Source organism: Crocosphaera sp. XPORK-15E (assembly GCF_034931425.1).
Taxonomy (GTDB): domain Bacteria; phylum Cyanobacteriota; class Cyanobacteriia; order Cyanobacteriales; family Microcystaceae; genus UHCC-0190.
Genome location: NZ_JAYGHQ010000008.1, coordinates 500 through 20,932, shown reverse-complemented (window position 1 = coordinate 20,932; position 20,433 = coordinate 500). Strand labels below are relative to the sequence as shown.

Genomic DNA, 20,433 nt, shown 5'->3' with positions numbered 1-20,433 from the left:
TCTAGTTAAGAGTCTATATGGGAATCCACTCGCCTAAAGGTGCGTGGAGGTTCAAAAAAGCTTCGCTGTTACAAACCTTAATCAAATTTTTGATATCGGCGATTTTGCCAGAATTTGACTAATTTTGACATTTTTGTTATTTTCGTGTTAAGGTATTAATGCTATAGATTAGGGCTTCCTATAACTAAAAGATTATGCCCCTCTTAAAACCTAGTCTCCGCCTGGGTTTACAATTTTTACGAAGAAGGCGATCGCTGCCAAATCGGACAATTTTTTAGAAAATATTTTTAGTATTTTCGTACTCAGCAATAAGAATTGTAAATTGAGCTTGACAAAAAAAGCAGTAAATGACTAATTATTGGTGACTCTTTTTTGTTTAAACCACCCTTGTAACTGTTGACGACATTCTCCTTCAAGAATGCCCGAAAGCACGGATAAACGATGATTAGAGGCAGCACTATCAGGTAAATTTAAGACAGTGCGAATAGTTCCCGACTTGGGATCATCTACTCCATAAACTAATAACCCTAAGCGAGACTGAATGATGGCACCAGCGCACATAATACAGGGTTCTAAGGTAACATAGAGGGTACATTCTTCTAAATGCCAAGACTGTAATTTTTGACTGGCTACACGAAGGGCTATAATTTCTGCATGACCCGTCGGATCATGATTTTGCTCTTTACAATTGTATGCCTGAGCGATCAAATTTCCCTGGCCATTAATAATAATTGCCCCAACGGGAACATCCCCTGATTCTCCTGCTTTCTTTGCTAAAATTAAGGCTTGTTGCATCCATTGACGATGAGTGTCATAATCACCCCAAGGATCAGGCTTCATTCTTGACAATACCAAATAGATTCTATCGTTTTAGCGATCGCTTTTGGGTCTGTATGAGTATCTTTAATTAACACTGTCACATGACCTAACTTCCGTCCGAGACGAGACTCAGTTTTCCCGTACCAATGCAGATAAGCGTGGGGAATTTCAGCAATTTTAGCTCGTTTCTCTGCATAATCATGGTGAGAATTTTCATAGCCCAATAAATTAACCATGACTGCCCCTAAACAGTTTAACTCACTTGAGCCTAATGGATGTTCTGTTACTGCTCTTAACTGCATTTCAAACTGAGAGACATCACAAGCATCTAGGGTATAATGGCCGGAATTATGGGTTCTGGGGGCAATTTCGTTAACTAATAACTTGCCTTCTGAAGTTAAAAAGAACTCAATGCCAAAAATTCCCACAAAATCTAATTGAGTTAATAAATGCTCAGCGATTTGTTTTGCTTGTATTGTAACGGTTTCAGCAATATTAGCAGGAGCAATCACCCAACGACAAACTTGATCTTGTTGATAGGTTTCTACCACCGGATAAGTAATCACCTCACCAGAGGCATTCCGCGCAGCCATGATAGCCAATTCTCCCTCAAAAGGGATATATTCTTCAACCATCAAGGGAACGTCCTTTAAGGGTTGAAAAAGTGCGGTTAATTCTGTGGAGGTGTTAATGATAAATGTCCCTTGACCATCGTAACCATGACGACGGGCTTTTACTACGACAGGAAAAGCAAAATTAAGGGATGAGGGGTTATCTAACAAGGCAAATAAAGGAACAGGAATACCAATATTTTGTAAATAACTGCGTTGTTGATATTTATCCAATAAAGGGGATAAAGCCGATAAACTGGGACGAAAACAGACCCCCGTAGCTTCTAATTTTTTGAGGGCATCTAAATCAATAAATTCATTTTCAAAGGTAATAACATCGCATTGTTCAGCCAATTTAGCCGTAGCGTTAGCATCATCAATAGAGGCAAAAATGACCTGATTGGCGATCGCCACTGCCGGATCATCCTGATGAGGGGTTTGAATAATGAGATCAACCCCTAATTTTTGGGCCGCACCTGCCATCATCCAGGCTAATTGACCCCCACCAATAACACCAACACGCTTAATACTCATTAATACTTATAGACATCCTAAAGACTCACGGGTACTGACCCCAGTTTTGGAGTTTACCCCGTCAGCGCGATCGCAAAGTTGAAGAACTTCATAGCCATCTAACACTGCCAGACTAAAATCAGCCCCCGTAATTTTAGCATTATCAAACCTTGTTCGCAGCATAATCGCTTCAGCTAGGACAGCATCAGTTAAATCTGCCCCTTTAAAACTGGTAAGGTAAGCTAACCCATTGGTTAAGTCTGCCCCATGAAAGTTAGTATCAGTGAGAGCAGAGCCATTAAACACGGCCCCCCGTAAATCCGCATTACTGAAATTAGATTCTGTCAGATCTACATTGGTAAATTGGACAGTTGTCAGGTCTTTACCCGAAAAATCCTCCCCAATGAGCTTAACATTTTCATAGGAAGCTGCTGCCCCTGTTACTGCGGAAGAACTTGCTGCATAGGCAGAGAGGGGAGAGATTAACCAGAGAAAGGAGAGGGTAAATATTGCGAGTTTGAGGAGATATTGCATAAAATTAACAGTTTGTTCTGTATCGAGATCACTATTTTTAATTTTATCGGTAAAAGGGTCATGGGGGGAGTGGGGGAAGAAAGTAAGATCTGACTTAAAAGGCAACAACAAGGGTCAGAAATAAAGAGAAAACTGAAGTGATTACTGTAATCCAAAGAACTTGTCCATCTTCACGATCCATCTGTCTTTACTCCTTGAAAATTAGTAATGATCTGTGCTTCGTTATCTATTACTTTAAGGAGAGAGGGTAAAGAACTAGGGTTGATTCAACTATCTCTAAGTTACGAGGGGAAGACGCACCTGAAAACGGCTACCAATGCCCACTTTACTATTAACGGTAATTTCACCTCCGTGATGTTGGGCCAAAGCTTGGGCGATCGCCAGTCCTAACCCTGATCCTTGGGGACGGTAAGTCCGGGCCAATTCTTCACGCCATAAGCGATCAAAAATATAGGGTAAATTTTCTGGTGCAATGCCAATGCCTGTATCTTCTATTATCACCACCGCAGATTTATCAGCTTGAGTCAGGGAAACTTTGACCATTCCTCCTTTTGGGGTATATTGCAGTCCATTTTCCACCAGGTTAGAAAACAATCGTAACAATTGATGGCCGTCACCTTTAACCCTTGCTTCCCTTAAACAGTACAATTTGAGGGCAATATTTTTCTGATCAGCATTCGGTTCCAAAAATTCCACCACATCTTCTAATAATTCTATTAGAGGGATAGTTTTCCATTGTTGACGAGACATCACCCGTTGTCCATCCATACGAGCTAACAATAATAAATCTTCTACGAGGAGAGACATTTGATGGGTAGCATTGAGGATAAGATCGAGTTTGGGAAGGTCATCTCGATGAAAGCGATCGCCATGAGTGTGTAAAACGTCTACGGAAGTTTTGATGACGGTGAGGGGACTGCGTAACTCATGGGACGCATCGGCCGTAAACTGTTTCAACTGCTGAAAACTTTGCTCAATGGGTTTAAGGGACTGTTGGGTTAGCCACATTCCCCCCACACTAATCAATCCTAGGGCAATAATTCCCCCCAAGGTTGATTCTAAGCGTAATCTATCTAAAACCGCTTCTACGGACGCTGTAGACTCGCTGACACGGACGTATCCTTCTAAGTGTCCCTGAGCTTCAGGTTCGTGATAGGCGACAATGGTTACAGTCCGAATCTGTCCTTGTTGTACGCTATGGAACCCTTGTTGTACACTATGGAACCCCATTTGTAGGGGCCCGCTGGGTTTTAGACTTCCTGAATGAGCTAAGGGTTGCTGTTGCTCATCAAACCATTCTACGCTTTGTTCTAGCTGACGCAAATTTTGCCAGGGAATATCTAAGTCTCCATCTTGATCTAATTCACGATAAGGAGGATTATTAATGGTTTTGGGGTTGTTTTTAATTGCTATTAAACTGTGAGAAGCAGATTGAGCTAAATTCAGTAAACTGTTATCTAATTGTTGGTACAAACTACGAGCAAAAAATTGATAGACCAGTGCATCTGAAATTAAGCGAATGGCGACCATTACTAAGAGATAGGATAGCAATAAACGCCAGCGTAAAGCTTTAAATTGACCATTAACAATCTGGGGTTTGGCTTGATTTTTCATGGTGATAACCTTTAACGTTGTTTTAGTCGATAACCTAACCCATATACTGTCTCAATAAAGTCAGGGGGTGCGCCAACTTTCCTTAATTTTTTCCGTAAATCTTTAACATGAACTTTAACCGCTTCTTCACTAGGGGGATCTTCCAATGACCAGAGATGATCGAGAATGGCACTGCGACTTAGGACTAAATTATAATTGCGTAAAAATAACTCTAATAAGCTATACTCTTTCGGGGTTAAATGTAAAGGTTTATCTGCATAATTGACTTCATATATACTCGGATCAAGGCGTAATTGTTCCCATTCTAAAACAGGCTGTAAGCTGACATTTCCTCGTCTTAAAAGGGCGCGAATTCGAGCAGCTAATTCCGGTAAATCAAAGGGTTTAACTACATAATCATCCGCCCCGACATCGAGTCCCATTACTTTGTCTTCACTGGTATCTCTTGCGGTTAACATAAGGACAGGGGTAGTATATCCTGCTTGTCTTAAGCGTTGACAAAGACTAATCCCATCCAGTTTGGGTAACATGACATCCAAAAGGATTAAATCATAGGGCAATACTTCTACAAATTCCCATCCTTTTTCTCCATCTTCTGCTACATCTACCATATATCGTTGCTCTTTGAGACTAGCTGCTAAAACAGTGGCAATTCGTTCATCATCTTCGACTAAAAGAATTCTCATGACGATTAAAGTATCACATTCTTTCTAATTATTTATATTATAAAATAGAATGCTAATTGATAAGTGTTCACTGATAACTCATTAATGATTAACTTTCTTAAGATTGCCAGATTGAAATTTGTATCATCAGAGGTTTAATTCTGGAAAACGGTATAATAAGGAAAGAAATTAGCGTCTATTTAACCCTTATAAAAGATTTGTCCATGACTACCGCAACACCCGTTAAAACCGAATACGAAGCCGTGATCGGACTAGAAACTCACTGTCAACTCAATACCACCAGTAAAATATTCTGTCACTGTTCCACGAAATTTGATAGCCCCCCTAACACCAATGTTTGTCCCGTCTGCTTAGGTTATCCAGGGGTATTACCCGTCCTCAATGAGCAAGTCTTAGCCGCAGCCGTTAAGCTAGGATTAGCCATTAATGCCAGCATCACCCCTTATAGTAAGTTTGATCGCAAACAATATTTTTATCCCGATCTCCCCAAAAATTACCAAATCTCTCAATACGATCTCCCCATTGTAGAAAAGGGTTTTCTGGAAATTGAATTAGTGGATAAAAAGACAAAACAAGTGTCTCATAAAACCATTGGGATCACCCGTTTACACATGGAAGAAGACGCAGGAAAATTAGTCCATGCGGGAAGCGATCGCCTGGCGGGTTCAACCCATTCTTTAGTAGACTTTAATCGTACCGGAGTCCCCTTATTAGAAATTGTATCAGAACCCGATATAAGAACAGGCCAAGAAGCTGCCGAATATGCCCAAGAATTGCGCCGTTTAGTGCGTTATTTAGGCATTAGTGACGGCAATATGCAAGAGGGTTCTTTGCGTTGTGATGTAAATATTTCTGTGCGTCCCGTAGGACAAAAAGAATTTGGTACTAAGGTCGAAATTAAAAATATGAACTCTTTTAGTGCCATTCAAAAAGCCATTGAATACGAAATTGAACGGCAAACTGAAGCAGTTGAAAATAACGAACCCATCTATCAAGAAACCCGTTTATGGGATGAAAATAGTCAACAAACTTTCAGTATGCGGAAAAAAGAAGGGTCAAGCGACTATCGTTATTTCCCCGAACCTGACTTACCTCCTCTGGAAGTTTCTAAGGAACAATTAGAAGCTTGGAAAAAAGAATTACCGGAACTACCAGCCCAAAAAAGAAAGCGTTATGAAGAAGTTTTCGGACTATCTGCTTATGATGCGCGGGTATTAACAGATGATCGAGAGGTTGCTGAATATTATGAAACAGCAATTAAGATGGGGGCCGATGGAAAATTAGTCGCAAATTGGGTGACACAAGATATTGCTGCTTACCTCAACAATAATAAGTTAACCATCACAGAAATTGCCCTAAAACCGGAGAGTTTAGGGGAGTTAGTGCAGTTAATTGAAAAAGGAACTATTAGCGGTAAAATTGCCAAAGAAATTCTACCTGAGTTGTTAGAAAAAGGCGGTTCTCCTCAGAAAATTGTCGAGAAAAAAGGCATGACCCAAATTTCTGATACAGGGGAATTAGAAACAATAATTGATGAAATTATCGCCGCTAACCCTTCAGAAGTCGAGAAATTCCGTAACGGTAAAACTAACTTAAAAGGTTTCTTTGTGGGACAAGTAATGAAGAAAACAGGAGGAAGGGCCGATCCTAAATTAACCAACCAATTAGTTGACAAAAAATTGAATCAGTAATTCTGATTTTTAAGGGTGGGTTCATATAACTGATTTATTAGCATCAGAATATTTAAGAAAAACCCGCCCTTACAATATTTAATGTTTATTGGGAAATTGATGATTATGCAACTATTAGAAGAACGAAAAATCTACACAATTGAAGAATATTTAGAATTAGAAATTAATTCAGAAGAACGCCACGAATATGTTAATGGTGAGGTTAATTTAATGACAGGTGGAACTCCAAATCATAATCAAATTGCTGGAAATTTTTACGCTTCTTTAAACTTTGCCCTCAAGCGTCAACCTTATCAAGTTTTTGTAACTGATCAACGACTTTGGATTCCTCAAAAGCGGATCTATACCTATCCTGATGTGATGATTGTTTCAGGAGAATTAGAATTTCAAGAAGGACGAAAAGATACAATTACTAACCCATTAATAATCGCTGAAGTCCTATCAAAGTCAACCAAAGACTATGATAGATCTGATAAATTTGCTGCTTATCGTACCCTTCCTAGTTTTCAAGAATATATCTTAATTGATCAATATAAAATGCAAGTTGAACATTACTATAAAACAGAACCCAAAAAATGGCTATTTCTCGAATATGATGCAGAAGAAACTCCCTTATCTCTTGCTTCTTTTGAGTTTGTAATTAACCTTGGTGAACTCTATGATAAAGTCAAATTTGAGTCACTCGAACTCTAAACATATAAAACTAATATTTTGTTAATAAGTTTTGTTTAGTCTTCTTAAAAAATTGCCTCGCGTTCAATTAAATCCTGTTTCAAAATATCATTAATACCCTGATTATTACCAAATTGAGCATGGTTAACCTTGGTTTTTTCTAAGTTAACTCCACTCAGATTTGCCTCACTCAAATAAGCTTCACTGAGATTTGTTTCACTCAAATTTGAGCCACTTAAATCAGTGCGACTGAGGATCGAACTACTCAAAATCGCCTCACTCAAATTTGAGCCACTTAAATTAGTACGACTGAGGATCGAACCACTCAAAATCGCCCCTTTTAGGTTTGCTTGACTTAAATTTGCCCCAATTAGATTAACTTCACTCAAATCTGCCCAACTTAAGTCAACTTCTTGCAAATTCGCTTGACTTAAATCGGCTCCTTTAAGGTTTGCTTCCGTCAGCTTGGCTCCCATCAGATTCGCCCCACTGAGATCAGCCCCGATCAAATCAGCCCCACTGAGATCGGCCCCCATGAAATTGGCCCCACTGAGATCAGCCCCCATGAAATTTGCCCATCTAAGGTCGGCTAAAATAAAGGTTGCCTGGCTTAAATTTGCCCCACTCAGATTGACTTCTCTTAAGTCTCGATCATTCGCTCCTTGGGTCATAATTTCTTGAATAAGGCGAGATTGAGGATCGAATTCTAGGATATTATCTAAGGGAGAATCATTGATATTGACTAGATTAAAATCCTTGATCACAACCCCTGAAATTTCCGTAAATTCACCTGATATAAATAAGTTTTTTAATTGGTTTAAGATAACTTCTGAGCCTTCTATTTTAATAGTTAATTCCTCTCCTTCTACCTTATCAATAGTTAGCTCAACATTGCCAGCAAGCTTCTTTAACTGCCCAAGAACCTTTTGAACTTTTCTTTTTTTATGTTTAAAGTTGACAACTTCATTAACGAGAAGACTCTCCTTAATAATCAGTTCAGCAGTGGTATTTTCTAGGTTATATAATAGATTTATCTCTGTAAATTCACTGTCATAATTAAAGCTATACATGGTTGATTTCCCTAAATTTAAGGAGGAATTGATCTTTTATTCTTATCATAACATTTTAACTCATAATGTCCAAATAATGGGGATATTTGGGGCAATTAATTCTCCTGAACCGTCGTTCATTATTCCAGTTTCCTTGTCTAAAACGTCTTCTACCTGTTGATAAATGGCTTCAGCTTCAGCTAAGGAATTACCAATACAAGTTAACCCTAATTTGCCAAATTCAGATAAAGCCCCCATTAAATGAAACAGGGTTCCTGTCTTAGTGCTACTATCAAAATGTAAGTGATGTTTAGCAATAATATCCATTAAATCATCGGGTAATAATCCAGCATATTGAGGCTTTTGTAAATTATCGGAAGCAATATAATATTTTTCTTGATCTTGTTGGGTATAAAATAACCCTGTGCTTTCATCATAACTGCCATTTGTTAACAATTTAAGGGTCATAAATGGATGAGTTGTCCCCCCTTTCCGTAAGTTAATTTCAATGGCTTCAATTTCCCATTCTTCTCCTTTATTGGTTAACTTACGAACTGCTAAAAAATCAACCCCATACCGTTCCATTGCGCCCCGTTTGGCGAGTGCTTGACCAATTTTTAAGCCTAAAGCTTGAAGTTGTAAACGATAGCCTTGATCAGCCGGAAAACGACAACCTAAATAAATTTGTCCATCAGGGCCCCCTAAAATTTGATCATGGGTGGATAGGATTTTCACTTCTCCTTTAGGTGTAATATAACCTTGGACACTAGGAGAACGCTTTTCTTCCCCTTCAATAAAAGCCTCAACAATGGCTCCTAATTCGGGTATTCGACTAGAAAAGTTAGACCAAGTTTCATCTTTTGCTTGAAAACTCAAGTTTTTTAAATTATTATTAATGGCTGCTATTCTATCAAGTTTATATCCTTTATTTGGTGCAAATTCTTTTAAATGGTTTAAATTTAATACAGCATTTCCTTCCCCTGAAAATCCTTCATTAAGTTTCACCACAACTCTCTGTAAATTAGGTTGGCGTTCCCATAATTGATTGGTTTGTAATACTAGATCATCAACTGTTTTAACTAAGGGGCTGCCATCAGGATGAGGAATAGAACATTCGGTAAAAATTTCTCTACTGCCACTTTTAGAACCCCAATAATTTAATTGGGGAGAAGCAGCAAATAAGGGAACTTCTAAACTTAAAGATAATTCTTGTTCTAACTTAGTGGCATTAAAACATACCATATAAGATTTATCAGGACGAAGGGCGCGACGAATGCGTTCAAGTAAGCGAGGACGCTCTAAAATTTTTTGTGTTAAGGGCTTAAAAGAGTTATCATAAGTAGTGAGAAGAAGTAAGCGATCGCGGGCATGAGAAAAAGGAATTCCAGGCAATAATTGTAAGTAATATTCAATAATAATTGGTGATAAAGGTTGTGCGGTTACATAAATGAGTCTTGTTTTGGGATTTCGCAACCGAATTAAAGAAAATAATAATCGTTCTTCATAATGAAGAAAACCCGAAACTTTTTGCCCCACTTTTTGATCCATACTGAAAGAAGGAATCACTAAAATATCATAACCATCTTGTTCAAAGAGGTCTTTTCCCTGCCAGTATTGACGTAATTTATTTTGCAGTTGATTAAACTTTTCTACTTGAGAATCAAGGGAAACATCGTCAGTTCTCATGGTCGTTAAAATCTTGTTCCTATTGCCTTTATTATTTTAGCGATAATTGTCCCCCATTGTTACTTTTTATTGTATAGTTAAGTAACAGTTTTGACTCAGGAAAAACTTATGACTTTTCGGAACCCTGTTCCCACAGTAGATATCATTATCGAACTAATGGATCAACCCCATCGGCCGATTATTTTAATTGAACGAAAAAATCCCCCTTATGGTTGGGCTTTACCAGGGGGGTTTGTTGACTATGGAGAAACTGTCGAAAATGCTGCTTATCGAGAAGCGGTGGAAGAGGTGAGTTTATCAGTTAAATTAATTGAACAATTTCACGTCTATTCTGACCCCAAACGAGACACGAGAAAGCATACTCTTAGTATTGTCTTTATTGCCACAGCAATGGGACAACCTAAAGCAGCAGATGATGCTAAAAATATTGGGATTTTTGATCTTTGGGAATTACCGAAAAATCTTTGCTTTGATCATGATCAAATTTTGACTGATTATCAAACCTATCGTCATCACAAATTACGTCCTAATTTACACTAATTATGTTATATTTAGGGATTGATTTTGGCACCTCTGGGGCGAGAGCTATTGTTATTAATAACTTGGAGGATATTCAATTTGAAATCAATTGTTTATTCACAGAAAATCAGTCTAATAATTTAGTTTATACTTGGGAAAATACCCTTAATCAGCTATTAGATAATATTCCAAAAAACCTAGGACAAGAAATTGCTGCTATTGCCATTAATGGAACTTCCTCAACTGTCTTACTCTGTGATCAGCTAGGAAACCCCATAGATGACCCCATTTGGTACAATGATGCCAGGGGAAAGATTGTCTTAGAAAATATCAAAAAAATTGCACCTAAAGATCATTTAGTCTGTAGTGCTACTTCAAGTTTAGCCAAACTTTTTTGGTGGGTTCAAACTCCCCTATTTAAACAAGGTTATTACTTCCTACATCAAGCAGACTGGTTAGGATTTTTATTACATGGAAAACTGGGAATTAGTGATTATCATAATGCCCTAAAACTAGGTTATGATGTCGAAAATTTATGTTATCCTAATTGGTTACTAAACTTACCAATTGCTGCAATTTTACCCCAAGTTTTACCCCCAGGTGCAGCTATAGCAACTGTCAAATCAGACATAATAAAACGCTTTAATTTTAACCCCAATTGTGTTGTTTGTACAGGCACAACAGATAGTATAGCAGCCTTTTTAGCCAGTGGAGTTAATCAACCTGGAGAAGCTGTTACCTCCCTCGGATCAACCTTAGTTTTGAAATTATTAAGTCAGAGGCCTGTTAATGATAGTTCATCGGGAATTTATAGCCATCGATTGGGAGATTTATGGTTAACTGGAGGAGCATCTAATACAGGGGGTGCTGTCTTAAAACAGTTTTTTAACAGTCAAGAATTAGAAAAATTAAGCAAGCAAATTGACATAAATAAAACCACTAATTTGAATTATTATCCACTTTTAAAGCCAGGGGAAAGATTTCCTATTAATGACCCTAATTTATCACCCAACCTTGAACCAAAACCAGATAATTATGTTATATTTTTACAAGGATTATTAGAAAGTATGGCAAAAATTGAAGCCCTTGGCTATCAAAAATTACAACAATTAGGAGCAACCCCTGTCACTCAAGTTTATACCGCAGGGGGTGGGGCTAAAAATCCAACTTGGACGAAAATCAGAGAACAATATTTAAACGTTCCTGTGAGCATTTCTCCCCAGACTGAAGCTGCTTATGGAACCGCTTTATTAGCCAAAAGAAGTAGATTATGCTAAGCTAAGATAAAAATATATTAATCACAATTATGGTTGAATTTTCTTTCGCCAATCCTTGGATTATTGGTATACTATCAAATAGCAGTTTGTTGGCGATCGCCTTAATTTATCCGAAAAAATTATTAACCCTGTGGGGTTATATTCATGCTTGGATTTTAGGGGTAATTGTCTGGGGAACTTTGGGCTGGAAAGGTTATACAATTGTGATGTTTTATTTCTTAGTGGGATCAGCAGTAACCCGTATTGGTATGGCCCAAAAAGAAGCCGCAGGAATTGCTGAAAAACGCTCAGGAATGCGGGGGCCAGAGAATGTTTGGGGGTCAGCCTTAATCGCCACCATTTGCGCCGTAGGAACCCTATTTATGGACTCTCCTTGGCCATCATTATTAATCTTAGGTTATGTAGCAAGTTTTAGCACCAAACTCTCCGATACAACGGCCTCAGAAGTAGGAAAAGCCTACGGAAAACGCACCTTTTTAATTACTACCTTAAAACCCGTTCCTCCAGGCACAGAAGGGGCCATAAGTTTAGAAGGAACTTTAGCAGGAATGATTGCATCTGCGGTTATTGCCGCGTTAGGTTGGGGTTTAGGTTTAATCAACCTCATCGGGATTATTTGGTGTATAATTGCTGCTTTTATTGCCACTAATTTAGAGAGTGTTATTGGTGCTACTTTACAAGAAAAATGGCAATGGATGACTAATGAAATTGTCAATATTATTAATACATTAATTGGGGCAGTATTTGGTATATTAATGGCTTGGTTATGGAGTTATTATTTATAAAAGGTTAAACTTGTATTTCCGTAATGTTTTTGACGACAAATTTCTAATCCTTCTATCTCCTTTGCTAACCAAAATTTAGGATTATGTTCAACGGCTAATTCTCCTTGTTCCGCTAGAATTTTTTGAGTCGTAATGATTTCTAAAACAGGTTGATATAATTCACTACGATAAGGGGGATCAAAATAAATTCTATCAAATTGTTGTCCTCTTAATTTTTTAAATTCTTTTATAATATCCCCTCTAATCACTTTGAATTGTTGTTCAGAAGTAGCAAATTTATCCCAATTATTATTAATAATTGCACAAGCTTTTCCCAACTTTTCAATACCAATCACTTCCTTAGCACCCCGACATAATGCTTCTGCTCCCATTGAACCATTACCCGCACATAAATCTAACCAGCGACATCCTTCTATTTGTCCTTGCCAAATATTAAATAAGGCTTCTCTTACCTTAGCAGAGGTGGGACGGGTTAACTCCCCTGGTAAGGTTTGGATCAGTCGATTTCCATAAATTCTCATAATAGGCAATAGTAAATAATTAATTATCTATCAACTATTAACCAATTTGACAAAATTAGACAGAATTTGTAAGCCATTATCAGAGGATTTTTCTGGATGAAATTGTACCGCCATTAAATTATTAATAGCGATCGCAGCAGTCACCGTTTGACTGCCATGAGTTACCATAGCGGCCCGCACTTGGGGATCAACGGGATCGACATAATAAGAATGGACAAAATAAACATAAGGATCACTCGGCAACCCTTGCCAGATCCTGAGATCCGATTGTGTCAAGTTTAACTGATTCCAGCCCATGTGAGGAATGGTTAAATCCGGTTCAGAATGGAAACGACGAACCATCCCAGGAATAATGCCTAAACCTGGTTCTTCACCTTCTTCGGACCCATCAAAGAGAATTTGTAACCCCAAACAAATGCCTAAAAAGGGTTTGCCTTCTGCGATCGCCGCTTTAATGGGTTCAACCAAATTACGCGATCGCAAATGTTGCACCGCAGGATCAAAAGACCCAACCCCTGGCAAAACAATTGCTTTAGCATTGGCCAAATCTTCAGGAGAATCAGTGATTTTTGGGGTAATTCCTGCTTTTTCTAAGCCTTTACAAGCGGAGTGCAGGTTGCCCATATCATAATCAATAACAGCAATAAAGCTCATAAATATCAGCTAAAAAGAGATGGTTCTTTTCTAATAATATATTATTAGAGACAATTAAAGTCTACTTTATTAGACTAGAAAATGCGAGATCAACTATTAACTTTAGCCACCACATCAGGCAACGGTTTCTTAAGCTTATATAACCAAAATAAACCCCAAAAACCTAACCCAATCATCACTAAACTAATTACTTGTGCTATCCTCAAAGGGCCTAACATTAAACTATCGGTTCTTAATCCTTCTATCCAAACTCTACCACAACTATAGGCAATTAAATAAAGCAAAGATAATGTGCCAAGTTTAAACCTATTTGGCTGCTTTAAACCCCAAAAAAATAAACTTAATAAAACAATAAATACTAACAAATTCCAGAGAGATTCATATAAAAAAGTCGGATGAAAATAATCATAAGCAAGATACTCAACCGGACGATTACTAACAGGAATATAAAGCTTCCAAGGTAAATTAGTCGGCGCACCAAAGGCCTCAGAATTAAAGAAATTTCCCCATCTGCCAATAGTTTGACCTAAGGCTAAAGAGGGAACTACTAAATCCGTCAATTGCCAGATAGAAACCTTATTTAAACGAGCAAAAATTAACGCCGCTAAGGTTCCCCCAATAATTGCCCCATGAATGGCAATTCCTCCCTTCCAAATAGCGACAATATCCCCTGGACGTTGGGCGTATTCTTGCCATTGAAAAATCACATAATAAAGTCTAGCGCAGGGAATCGCCCCTAAGACTAACCAAATGGCTAAATCGCCAATTAAATCAGGATTTACCTGCCGACGTTTTGCCAACCATTGTGATAACGTCACCCCAATTAATACCGCAGAGGCGATTAAAAAGCCATACCAACGAACAGCAAAGGGCCCTACTTCAAATAAAATCGGGCCAGGAGACTGAAACTGAAACCCTAATAGCATAAGCGATCGCACGTCAGCTAATGACATCTAACCAGCATACAAGTTGATTTGCCTTAACTGTATCATGAAGTCTCTTGATTTGTAGGAAGATGGTTCAATTTATGGTAGGATCTTGAATGATCCATGATAAAAAAGCGTTGGAAAGGTTCATAAAGATATGGAAGCAGCCTTATTATTAGCAAAATTGCCTGAAGCTTATCAAATTTTTGATCCCTTGGTAGATGTTCTCCCTACCATTCCCCTTTTCTTCTTAGCCTTAGCCTTTGTTTGGCAAGCTGCCGTCGGTTTCAAGTAAATTCTTGAATATTTCGACAAGCTGGAGGCATCTACTACAGATGCCTTTTGTTTTTTTGCAATTTTTAACGAATGCTCTCAATTCGGTTCCCTTTCTCAGTGATCCTATTCCTAGGAATTATTTTAACTGGATGTAATCACCCTTTATTAATTACCCCACAAATTCTCACAGGTGGAGTCAATAGTAAGTCCCCTGAAGAATATCCTGCTTATAGTGGTGATGGACGATATTTGGCCTTTGCTTCAGATCGTCAAGGACATCGAGACATCTATCTTTATGACCTAGAACAGCGTCGTTTGGTTTCCCTTCCTAACCTCAACCGTCGAGACTCTAGTCAAGATCAACCCGCCTTAAGTACAGATGGACGCTATCTCGCTTACGTTTCCACCGAACGGGGTAAACCCGATATTATGGTTTACGATCGCCTTAAGCAACGTTCAGAATTGCTTAGTGCGAATGTTCGGGGTTCCGTGAGACAACCTACCATTACAGGGGACGGCAGCAAAGTTGCTTTCCAAACCAATCAATTAGGAGAATGGAATATTGCGATCGTTGAACGTAATACCCCCTAATAAGCAGAGAAAACCCATAAGCTGATGATACCTATGGGTTTTCGCCGCTAAAAATGATTAAGCGCGAATAAAATCATAAACACTGAGATATTTATCTCCTGGGTTATTCCAAGAGTAGTCATATTTCATACCTTGTTGAGCTAATCGATCAAAGCCCTCACGGTCGGTATACCACAATTCTAAGGCGCGGTGCATGGCTGATTCTAAGGCACTAGAATCAGTTTGGAAAAATACATAACCGTTGCGTTCTTCTGGGAGATGAAACTCATCATAATCCCGATCAAACACAGTATTAATTAATCCTCCAACCCCACGAACAATGGGAACAGTGCCATATTTTAAGGCGATCATTTGGGTTAACCCACAAGGTTCATAATTACTCGGAACAACGATCATATCTGCCCCGGCATAAATGAGGTGAGATAATTCTTCATTAAAACTAAGCTCTAAATGAACATCAGGATTATTATTTAAGTGGTGTTTTTCGTGCCAGAACCACTTATTAATATCTGGGGCTGTGGCTGAACCTAATAACACAAATTGGGCGTTACGCTTTAGGGCATAATACATGGCATGATGCACTAAATGAACACCTTTTTGATCATCTAAACGACCAATATAAGCAATTAGAGGTTTGTCTTCATCCCGAAGTAATAAGCGTTCCCGTAAAGCTTTTTTATTCTGTGCTTTTAATTCAAAATCTTCAACCCCGTATTGAGTGGGAATATAGGTATCAACTTCGGGACTCCAGATAGTATAATCGAGTCCATTAAGAATCCCGCCAAATTTTTGTTGATGGATTTCTAAAGTATGGCCTAAGCCATAGCCTTCGTTACCAAAACGGGCTTCCCAACCATGATGAGGAGAAACAGTATTAACATAATTAGCGTAAACAATTCCCCCTTTCATCAAGTTGATGGCACTACCATTAAAGTTGTCTTGTAGGCGATCATAATTGAGGTAATAAAGGTCATTATTTAACCCCGTGGCCCATAAAACATCGATTCCGGTAATGCCTTGATGTTTAAAGTTATGAATGGTGTAATTAACCCGTTGTCGATCCATGCCATGAAATTTATACATCTCGTATAACATCACCGGAACGAGTCCCGTTTGCCAATCATGACAGTTGATAATATCGGGTCGTTTATTACTCTTAAGTAAGAATTCTAAGGCTGCTTTACTGAAAAAGGCAAAGCGAAAATGATCATCTAAGGCCCCATAATAATGACCGCGATTAAAGAAATTATCACCAGAGTGGGGTTGAATAAAGAAACATTGCAGCCCATGCACTTTACCATAGAAAACAGAACAGTGAATTGTTCCACCGTACCAAGGTACGAATAAATCCCGATAAGCTTCGTGAAGCCCCCAGATATGGTCGTAGCGCATACAATCATACATGGGAAGAATCAATTCAACACAATGGCCGCGGTTTTCGAGTTCACGACTTAACCCGTAAACCACGTCACCTAACCCACCCGCTTTGATCACGGGGGCGCATTCTGAGGCTATTTGGACAATATACATAGTGGTTTCTTATCTAATCCCTCTTGATTTTTCTGGGCTGTTGTATTAATTCTTAATATTTTAGAGGGAATCTGTCAATCTGACATAGAATTGCCTAATGGTTTTGTTTATATTGAACGTTGTGCCGTCTGGATATAGATTTGGGAAGCGTTGCAACAATTATTCTCACCCGTGTTACCCTAATCTGAACCATAATAAGAATGAGTTTTTGGGAAAGGGGTCTATGGTTTCACCTGTTGATTTTCAGTTGGTTAATGCGGCGCGTCAAGGGGACTGTCCAACAGTGCAAACCTTGCTAACGAAAGGGGCGCAGGTGAATGCAACGGATTTACAAAATACCAGTGCCTTAATGTATGCGGCACAGCGAGGACATCAGGAAATAGTGCGTTGTCTTTTGGAGGCAGGGGCCAACGTTAACCAAAAGCGCATCCCTTCTGGAGTCAGTGCTTTAATGTTGGCCGCGGCTGCTAACAGGGTTGATATTGTCAAAGATTTAATGGCAGCCGGGGCAGCAGTTAACCAAACTAATGAAGATGGTAGCCCTGCTTTGATGATTGCCGCTTATAAAGGCTATTTAGAGATCGTCAAAATTTTAATCGCTGCGGGGGCGAATATAAATCATCAAGACAAAGATGGAGATGATGCCCTCAAGTTGGCGATTAAAGGGGATTATCCCGCAGTTATTGAGGTATTACGCCAAACGGGAGCAGCCCTTGAAGATGAGCGAGAAGCCCTAATTGTTGCGATCCGTGCTGGTAGCTTAAAGACGTTTCAAGCTCTCTTAACTCCCCAAATAGATATTAATCAACCCAATGCTGAAGGCGAAACCCTGTTATCTTTAGCAGCATCGGAAGGAAAAACTGCCATTATCCAAGCTTTATTAGCCGCAGGAGCCGAGGTAAATCGAAAAGATGAGGATGGAGAAACCCCCTTGCATTATGCCACCGTAGAGGGGCATTTAGAGGCAGTTAAGGCTTTATTAGAAGGGGGCGCAAATGTCCATCAGGCTAATCAATTTGGCGACACAGCTTTAATTTTGGCGGTGGTACAAGGATACCCGATGATTGTCAAAGAATTACTCCAACGAGGGGCAGATCCCAACCGTCAGAATTATGGCGAAACTCCCCTAACTTTGGCGATCACCCAAGGCAATTTAGAGGTGATTCAAGCTTTATTAACCGCAGGGGCTGATCCTAACACGCGCTTTCCCAATGGACAAACGGGGTTAATGACGGCGGCAGACAAGGGCAATATTACCTTAATGCGTCTTCTATTGAAAGCTGGAGCAGATGTGCAGCTAAAGGATACAACAGCGGCCACAGCCTTGATGTGGGGTAGTCATCGCGGTTATGTTGATGTAGTTCAAATATTGTTAGATACTGGAAAGGTTAATTTAGATGAAAGAAATCAGGGAGGCTATACTGCTTTGATGTTAGCTCAATATAATCATTATCCTGAAGTTGTGGAATTATTAAAAAAGGCAGGTGCTAAATAATTTTAAAGCAATTTTTTCTACCCCCTAATACCTAACACCTAACACCTAATACCTAACCATGCGAACTTATACGTTAATTGCTCCAGCTAAAATTAATTTATATCTAGAAATAATCGGCGATCGCCCCGATGGTTATCATGAATTAGTGATGATTTTACAAAGTATTGAATTGGCTGATCGCCTGGAAATTCGAGGCAATGGCACTCAAGGAATTCAATTACATTGTAATCATCCACTTGTGCCTTTAGATCAGACTAATTTAGCCTATCGTGCGGCTCAATTAATGATTCAAGAATTTCCTGAAGCTTTTGCTAATTATGGCGGGGTTGATATTACCATTGATAAACAAATTCCTGTCGCTGCGGGGTTGGCAGGAGGCTCAACTGATGGGGCTGCAGTTTTAGTCGGATTAGACTTATTATGGGAATTAGGATTAACCTTACCCCAACTGCAACTTCTAGGGGAAAAATTGGGATCTGATGTGCCGTTTTGTGTGGGAGGTGGGACAGCGATCGCTACAGGAAGAGGAGAGAAGTTAGATGCTATTCAAGACTTAGATAGTTTATGGGTAGTATTAGCAAAATATCAAAATATTTCTGTATCTACTCCTTGGGCCTATCAAACCTATAAACAACAATTTAATGAGACTTATATTAATGATTTAAAAAATATTCAATCTCGAACTTCTCAAATTCATTCCGGCCCTTTGGTGAAAGCAATTAGTAACAAAAACGCCACAAAAATTGGTCACTTATTACACAATGATTTGGAAAAAGTAGTGTTACCAGAATATTCCCAAGTTGCTCAATTAAGAGAGATTTTACAACAAGCAGGGGGACTGGGAACTATGATGTCAGGATCTGGGCCAACGGTGTTTACTTTGTGTAATTCTCAAGCAGAAGCAGAAACAATCAAACAAAAAGCGAGACAAGAAATAACAGATCCAGACTTAGAATTTTGGGTGACTAAACTATCAAGTACAGGCATTCAAGTTGCTTCAATATAAATAAATGTAAGGTGGGCATTGCCCACCCTACCATAAAGATGTAGACCTAAACAAAAGCAAAAGCACTACTGTTTAAATCTAAATTATTTGTCCCTTTGACAACCCCAACTAATTCATCATCCATACCAGCAACCTTTAAAAAGATTGCTAGATCGTTACTTCCAAAAGGAGAAGAACCGAGATAATAATCATTGGCTATACCATGTAACTGAATGGTATCTTGAGAAGAATTAAACCCGACAATATCTGCATAATCTTGTTCCCCATAACTGTCATAAAATGCTTTATTAATATCTCCTAAAGCAAAAATATCAGCATTAGGTGTTCCAGTTTTGGTTTCAACTAAACCAGTTAAAGGATCGGATGATACATTCATTGAGTTAGGAACTTCTTCCGACAAGACAATATTACGAAACTGACTGATTCCACCGACATTAGCATCATCATCATTCATGAAAGCTAAACGGTCAAAGTTTCCGGTAAAATAGTCGCCAACATTAATACTATAAGCTTTCCAATTGTCATTGGCCGCATAATTATTAAAGGCTTGATTTCCCCAAGTTTGAGTACCATAGAGTTGAAAGAGGGTATTGGTATTATCAAAAACATTATCATTATTATCAAAACCAATTCCTTGAATTTCTCCTTGACTGGTACTACGGAATTCAAAGTTTAAAACAGTATTAGCTGTAATATTATAATTATTAATAGCTAATTGTTTCCAGCCATTGTTCTTGATTTTGGCCTCGTTACCATGATCATCATAGGTAACAATTGATCGGGAAGTATCTTGAGGTGAAGATTTCCCATTTAAGACGGAAGCATTTCCATAGGTTTGTAGGGAGTTAGTTTCTGAATTTCCGTTAATGTTGATAGTTAATTTATCAGCTTCGTAGAGTTCAATATTACGAAACTGACTGATACCACCGACATTAGCATCATCATCATTCATGAAAGCTAAACGGTCAAAGTTTCCGG

At 38.7% G+C, this 20,433-nt stretch carries 20 protein-coding genes and 1 pseudogene; 9 read left to right on the top strand and 12 right to left on the bottom strand.

Features of this window, described 5'->3' with window-relative positions; all coding sequences use genetic code 11:
• Positions 1–351: 351 nt before the first annotated feature.
• The 5 genes from tadA to VB691_RS09580 form a co-directional block, all read right to left on the bottom strand.
• Positions 352–840 (bottom strand): tRNA adenosine(34) deaminase TadA, encoded by a 489-nt coding sequence (gene tadA / locus VB691_RS09600; protein WP_323291268.1) that lies wholly within the window; start codon positions 838–840, stop codon positions 352–354.
• Positions 837–1,964, bottom strand: coding sequence for a 5-(carboxyamino)imidazole ribonucleotide synthase (locus VB691_RS09595; protein ID WP_323291267.1), 1,128 nt, complete (start codon positions 1,962–1,964; stop codon positions 837–839). The genes tadA and VB691_RS09595 overlap by 4 nt, the downstream gene beginning before the upstream one ends.
• A gap of 6 nt (positions 1,965–1,970) precedes the next feature.
• Positions 1,971–2,477: a pentapeptide repeat-containing protein gene (locus VB691_RS09590; protein ID WP_323291266.1), complete on the bottom strand. Its 507-nt coding sequence runs from the start codon at positions 2,475–2,477 to the stop codon at positions 1,971–1,973.
• Positions 2,478–2,753: 276 nt separating this feature from the next.
• The gene (locus VB691_RS09585; protein WP_323291265.1) at positions 2,754–4,091 is read right to left on the bottom strand and encodes a HAMP domain-containing sensor histidine kinase; all 1,338 of its coding nucleotides are present in this window, start codon (positions 4,089–4,091) and stop codon (positions 2,754–2,756) included.
• An 11-nt stretch (positions 4,092–4,102) separates the two neighbouring features.
• On the bottom strand, positions 4,103–4,777 hold the full coding sequence (locus VB691_RS09580) for a response regulator transcription factor (RefSeq protein WP_323291264.1): 675 nt from the start codon (positions 4,775–4,777) through the stop codon (positions 4,103–4,105).
• Positions 4,778–4,980: 203 nt separating this feature from the next.
• Here VB691_RS09580 and gatB point away from each other — a divergent pair, with 203 nt between their 5' ends.
• Positions 4,981–6,468, top strand: a complete 1,488-nt coding sequence (gene gatB, locus VB691_RS09575; protein ID WP_323291263.1) for an Asp-tRNA(Asn)/Glu-tRNA(Gln) amidotransferase subunit GatB — start codon at positions 4,981–4,983, stop codon at positions 6,466–6,468.
• A gap of 99 nt (positions 6,469–6,567) precedes the next feature.
• Positions 6,568–7,161 (top strand): Uma2 family endonuclease, encoded by a 594-nt coding sequence (locus tag VB691_RS09570; protein ID WP_323291262.1) that lies wholly within the window; start codon positions 6,568–6,570, stop codon positions 7,159–7,161.
• 44 nt (positions 7,162–7,205) lie between these two features.
• Here VB691_RS09570 and VB691_RS09565 read toward each other — a convergent pair whose 3' ends face one another.
• Both VB691_RS09565 and VB691_RS09560 read right to left on the bottom strand, forming a co-directional pair.
• Positions 7,206–8,210 (bottom strand): pentapeptide repeat-containing protein, encoded by a 1,005-nt coding sequence (locus tag VB691_RS09565; protein WP_323291261.1) that lies wholly within the window; start codon positions 8,208–8,210, stop codon positions 7,206–7,208.
• A gap of 60 nt (positions 8,211–8,270) precedes the next feature.
• Positions 8,271–9,875 carry a peptide ligase PGM1-related protein gene (locus VB691_RS09560; RefSeq protein ID WP_323291260.1) on the bottom strand — a complete coding sequence of 535 codons (1,605 nt, stop codon included), beginning with the start codon at positions 9,873–9,875 and terminating at the stop codon, positions 8,271–8,273.
• A 108-nt stretch (positions 9,876–9,983) separates the two neighbouring features.
• Between VB691_RS09560 and VB691_RS09555 the strand changes: the two genes are divergently transcribed.
• Genes VB691_RS09555 through VB691_RS09545 form a run of 3 tightly spaced genes read left to right on the top strand, consistent with a single transcriptional unit; the run spans position 9,984 to position 12,456 of the window.
• Positions 9,984–10,415 (top strand): NUDIX hydrolase, encoded by a 432-nt coding sequence (locus VB691_RS09555; RefSeq protein WP_323291259.1) that lies wholly within the window; start codon positions 9,984–9,986, stop codon positions 10,413–10,415.
• The gene (locus VB691_RS09550) at positions 10,415–11,671 is read left to right on the top strand and encodes an FGGY-family carbohydrate kinase (protein ID WP_323291475.1); all 1,257 of its coding nucleotides are present in this window, start codon (positions 10,415–10,417) and stop codon (positions 11,669–11,671) included. Before VB691_RS09555 ends, VB691_RS09550 begins: the two co-directional genes overlap by 1 nt.
• A 29-nt stretch (positions 11,672–11,700) precedes the next feature.
• Positions 11,701–12,456: a TIGR00297 family protein gene (locus VB691_RS09545; RefSeq protein WP_323291258.1), complete on the top strand. Its 756-nt coding sequence runs from the start codon at positions 11,701–11,703 to the stop codon at positions 12,454–12,456.
• On the opposite strand, the gene rsmD is transcribed toward VB691_RS09545, so the two are convergent.
• The 3 genes from rsmD to lgt form a co-directional block, all read right to left on the bottom strand.
• Positions 12,447–12,977 carry a 16S rRNA (guanine(966)-N(2))-methyltransferase RsmD gene (gene rsmD, locus VB691_RS09540; RefSeq protein WP_323291257.1) on the bottom strand — a complete coding sequence of 177 codons (531 nt, stop codon included), beginning with the start codon at positions 12,975–12,977 and terminating at the stop codon, positions 12,447–12,449. The two genes, VB691_RS09545 and rsmD, sit on opposite strands and share 10 nt — an antisense overlap.
• A 30-nt stretch (positions 12,978–13,007) precedes the next feature.
• Positions 13,008–13,631, bottom strand: coding sequence for an imidazole glycerol phosphate synthase subunit HisH (gene hisH, locus VB691_RS09535; RefSeq protein ID WP_323291256.1), 624 nt, complete (start codon positions 13,629–13,631; stop codon positions 13,008–13,010).
• Between the two features lie 89 nt (positions 13,632–13,720).
• Entirely contained in the window at positions 13,721–14,557 is an 837-nt protein-coding gene (lgt, locus tag VB691_RS09530) for a prolipoprotein diacylglyceryl transferase (protein WP_323291474.1), read from the bottom strand.
• A gap of 157 nt (positions 14,558–14,714) precedes the next feature.
• On the opposite strand from lgt, the gene VB691_RS09525 reads away from it, so the two are divergent.
• Positions 14,715–14,852 (top strand): photosystem II reaction center protein K, encoded by a 138-nt coding sequence (locus VB691_RS09525; RefSeq protein WP_323291255.1) that lies wholly within the window; start codon positions 14,715–14,717, stop codon positions 14,850–14,852.
• A gap of 71 nt (positions 14,853–14,923) precedes the next feature.
• On the top strand, positions 14,924–15,424 hold the full coding sequence (locus tag VB691_RS09520) for a biopolymer transporter (protein WP_323291254.1): 501 nt from the start codon (positions 14,924–14,926) through the stop codon (positions 15,422–15,424).
• A gap of 57 nt (positions 15,425–15,481) precedes the next feature.
• Here VB691_RS09520 and glgA read toward each other — a convergent pair whose 3' ends face one another.
• Positions 15,482–16,954: a glycogen synthase GlgA gene (gene glgA, locus VB691_RS09515; RefSeq protein WP_323291253.1), complete on the bottom strand. Its 1,473-nt coding sequence runs from the start codon at positions 16,952–16,954 to the stop codon at positions 15,482–15,484.
• Between the two features lie 223 nt (positions 16,955–17,177).
• On the opposite strand from glgA, the gene VB691_RS09510 reads away from it, so the two are divergent.
• Together VB691_RS09510 and ispE are read left to right on the top strand one after the other, a co-directional pair.
• Positions 17,178–18,449 carry an ankyrin repeat domain-containing protein gene (locus tag VB691_RS09510; RefSeq protein ID WP_323291252.1) on the top strand — a complete coding sequence of 424 codons (1,272 nt, stop codon included), beginning with the start codon at positions 17,178–17,180 and terminating at the stop codon, positions 18,447–18,449.
• Positions 18,450–18,507: 58 nt separating this feature from the next.
• Positions 18,508–19,455 (top strand): 4-(cytidine 5'-diphospho)-2-C-methyl-D-erythritol kinase, encoded by a 948-nt coding sequence (ispE, locus tag VB691_RS09505; protein WP_323291251.1) that lies wholly within the window; start codon positions 18,508–18,510, stop codon positions 19,453–19,455.
• Positions 19,456–19,501: 46 nt separating this feature from the next.
• Here ispE and VB691_RS09500 read toward each other — a convergent pair.
• Positions 19,502–20,433: pseudogene (locus VB691_RS09500) on the bottom strand (hypothetical protein); the annotation flags it as partial.

What these genes read in the sequence shown, in the direction of transcription:
- tadA (WP_323291268.1), bottom strand. Translation starts at nt 840, where the DNA reads ATGAAGCCTGATCCTTGGGGTGATTATGACACTCATCGTCAATGGATG.
- VB691_RS09595 (WP_323291267.1), bottom strand. Translation starts at nt 1,964, where the DNA reads ATGAGTATTAAGCGTGTTGGTGTTATTGGTGGGGGTCAATTAGCCTGG.
- VB691_RS09590 (WP_323291266.1), bottom strand. Translation starts at nt 2,477, where the DNA reads ATGCAATATCTCCTCAAACTCGCAATATTTACCCTCTCCTTTCTCTGG.
- VB691_RS09585 (WP_323291265.1), bottom strand. Translation starts at nt 4,091, where the DNA reads ATGAAAAATCAAGCCAAACCCCAGATTGTTAATGGTCAATTTAAAGCT.
- VB691_RS09580 (WP_323291264.1), bottom strand. Translation starts at nt 4,777, where the DNA reads ATGAGAATTCTTTTAGTCGAAGATGATGAACGAATTGCCACTGTTTTA.
- gatB (WP_323291263.1), top strand. Translation starts at nt 4,981, where the DNA reads ATGACTACCGCAACACCCGTTAAAACCGAATACGAAGCCGTGATCGGA.
- VB691_RS09570 (WP_323291262.1), top strand. Translation starts at nt 6,568, where the DNA reads ATGATTATGCAACTATTAGAAGAACGAAAAATCTACACAATTGAAGAA.
- VB691_RS09565 (WP_323291261.1), bottom strand. Translation starts at nt 8,210, where the DNA reads ATGTATAGCTTTAATTATGACAGTGAATTTACAGAGATAAATCTATTA.
- VB691_RS09560 (WP_323291260.1), bottom strand. Translation starts at nt 9,875, where the DNA reads ATGAGAACTGACGATGTTTCCCTTGATTCTCAAGTAGAAAAGTTTAAT.
- VB691_RS09555 (WP_323291259.1), top strand. Translation starts at nt 9,984, where the DNA reads ATGACTTTTCGGAACCCTGTTCCCACAGTAGATATCATTATCGAACTA.
- VB691_RS09545 (WP_323291258.1), top strand. Translation starts at nt 11,701, where the DNA reads ATGGTTGAATTTTCTTTCGCCAATCCTTGGATTATTGGTATACTATCA.
- rsmD (WP_323291257.1), bottom strand. Translation starts at nt 12,977, where the DNA reads ATGAGAATTTATGGAAATCGACTGATCCAAACCTTACCAGGGGAGTTA.
- hisH (WP_323291256.1), bottom strand. Translation starts at nt 13,631, where the DNA reads ATGAGCTTTATTGCTGTTATTGATTATGATATGGGCAACCTGCACTCC.
- lgt (WP_323291474.1), bottom strand. Translation starts at nt 14,557, where the DNA reads ATGCTATTAGGGTTTCAGTTTCAGTCTCCTGGCCCGATTTTATTTGAA.
- VB691_RS09525 (WP_323291255.1), top strand. Translation starts at nt 14,715, where the DNA reads ATGGAAGCAGCCTTATTATTAGCAAAATTGCCTGAAGCTTATCAAATT.
- VB691_RS09520 (WP_323291254.1), top strand. Translation starts at nt 14,924, where the DNA reads ATGCTCTCAATTCGGTTCCCTTTCTCAGTGATCCTATTCCTAGGAATT.
- glgA (WP_323291253.1), bottom strand. Translation starts at nt 16,954, where the DNA reads ATGTATATTGTCCAAATAGCCTCAGAATGCGCCCCCGTGATCAAAGCG.
- VB691_RS09510 (WP_323291252.1), top strand. Translation starts at nt 17,178, where the DNA reads ATGGTTTCACCTGTTGATTTTCAGTTGGTTAATGCGGCGCGTCAAGGG.
- ispE (WP_323291251.1), top strand. Translation starts at nt 18,508, where the DNA reads ATGCGAACTTATACGTTAATTGCTCCAGCTAAAATTAATTTATATCTA.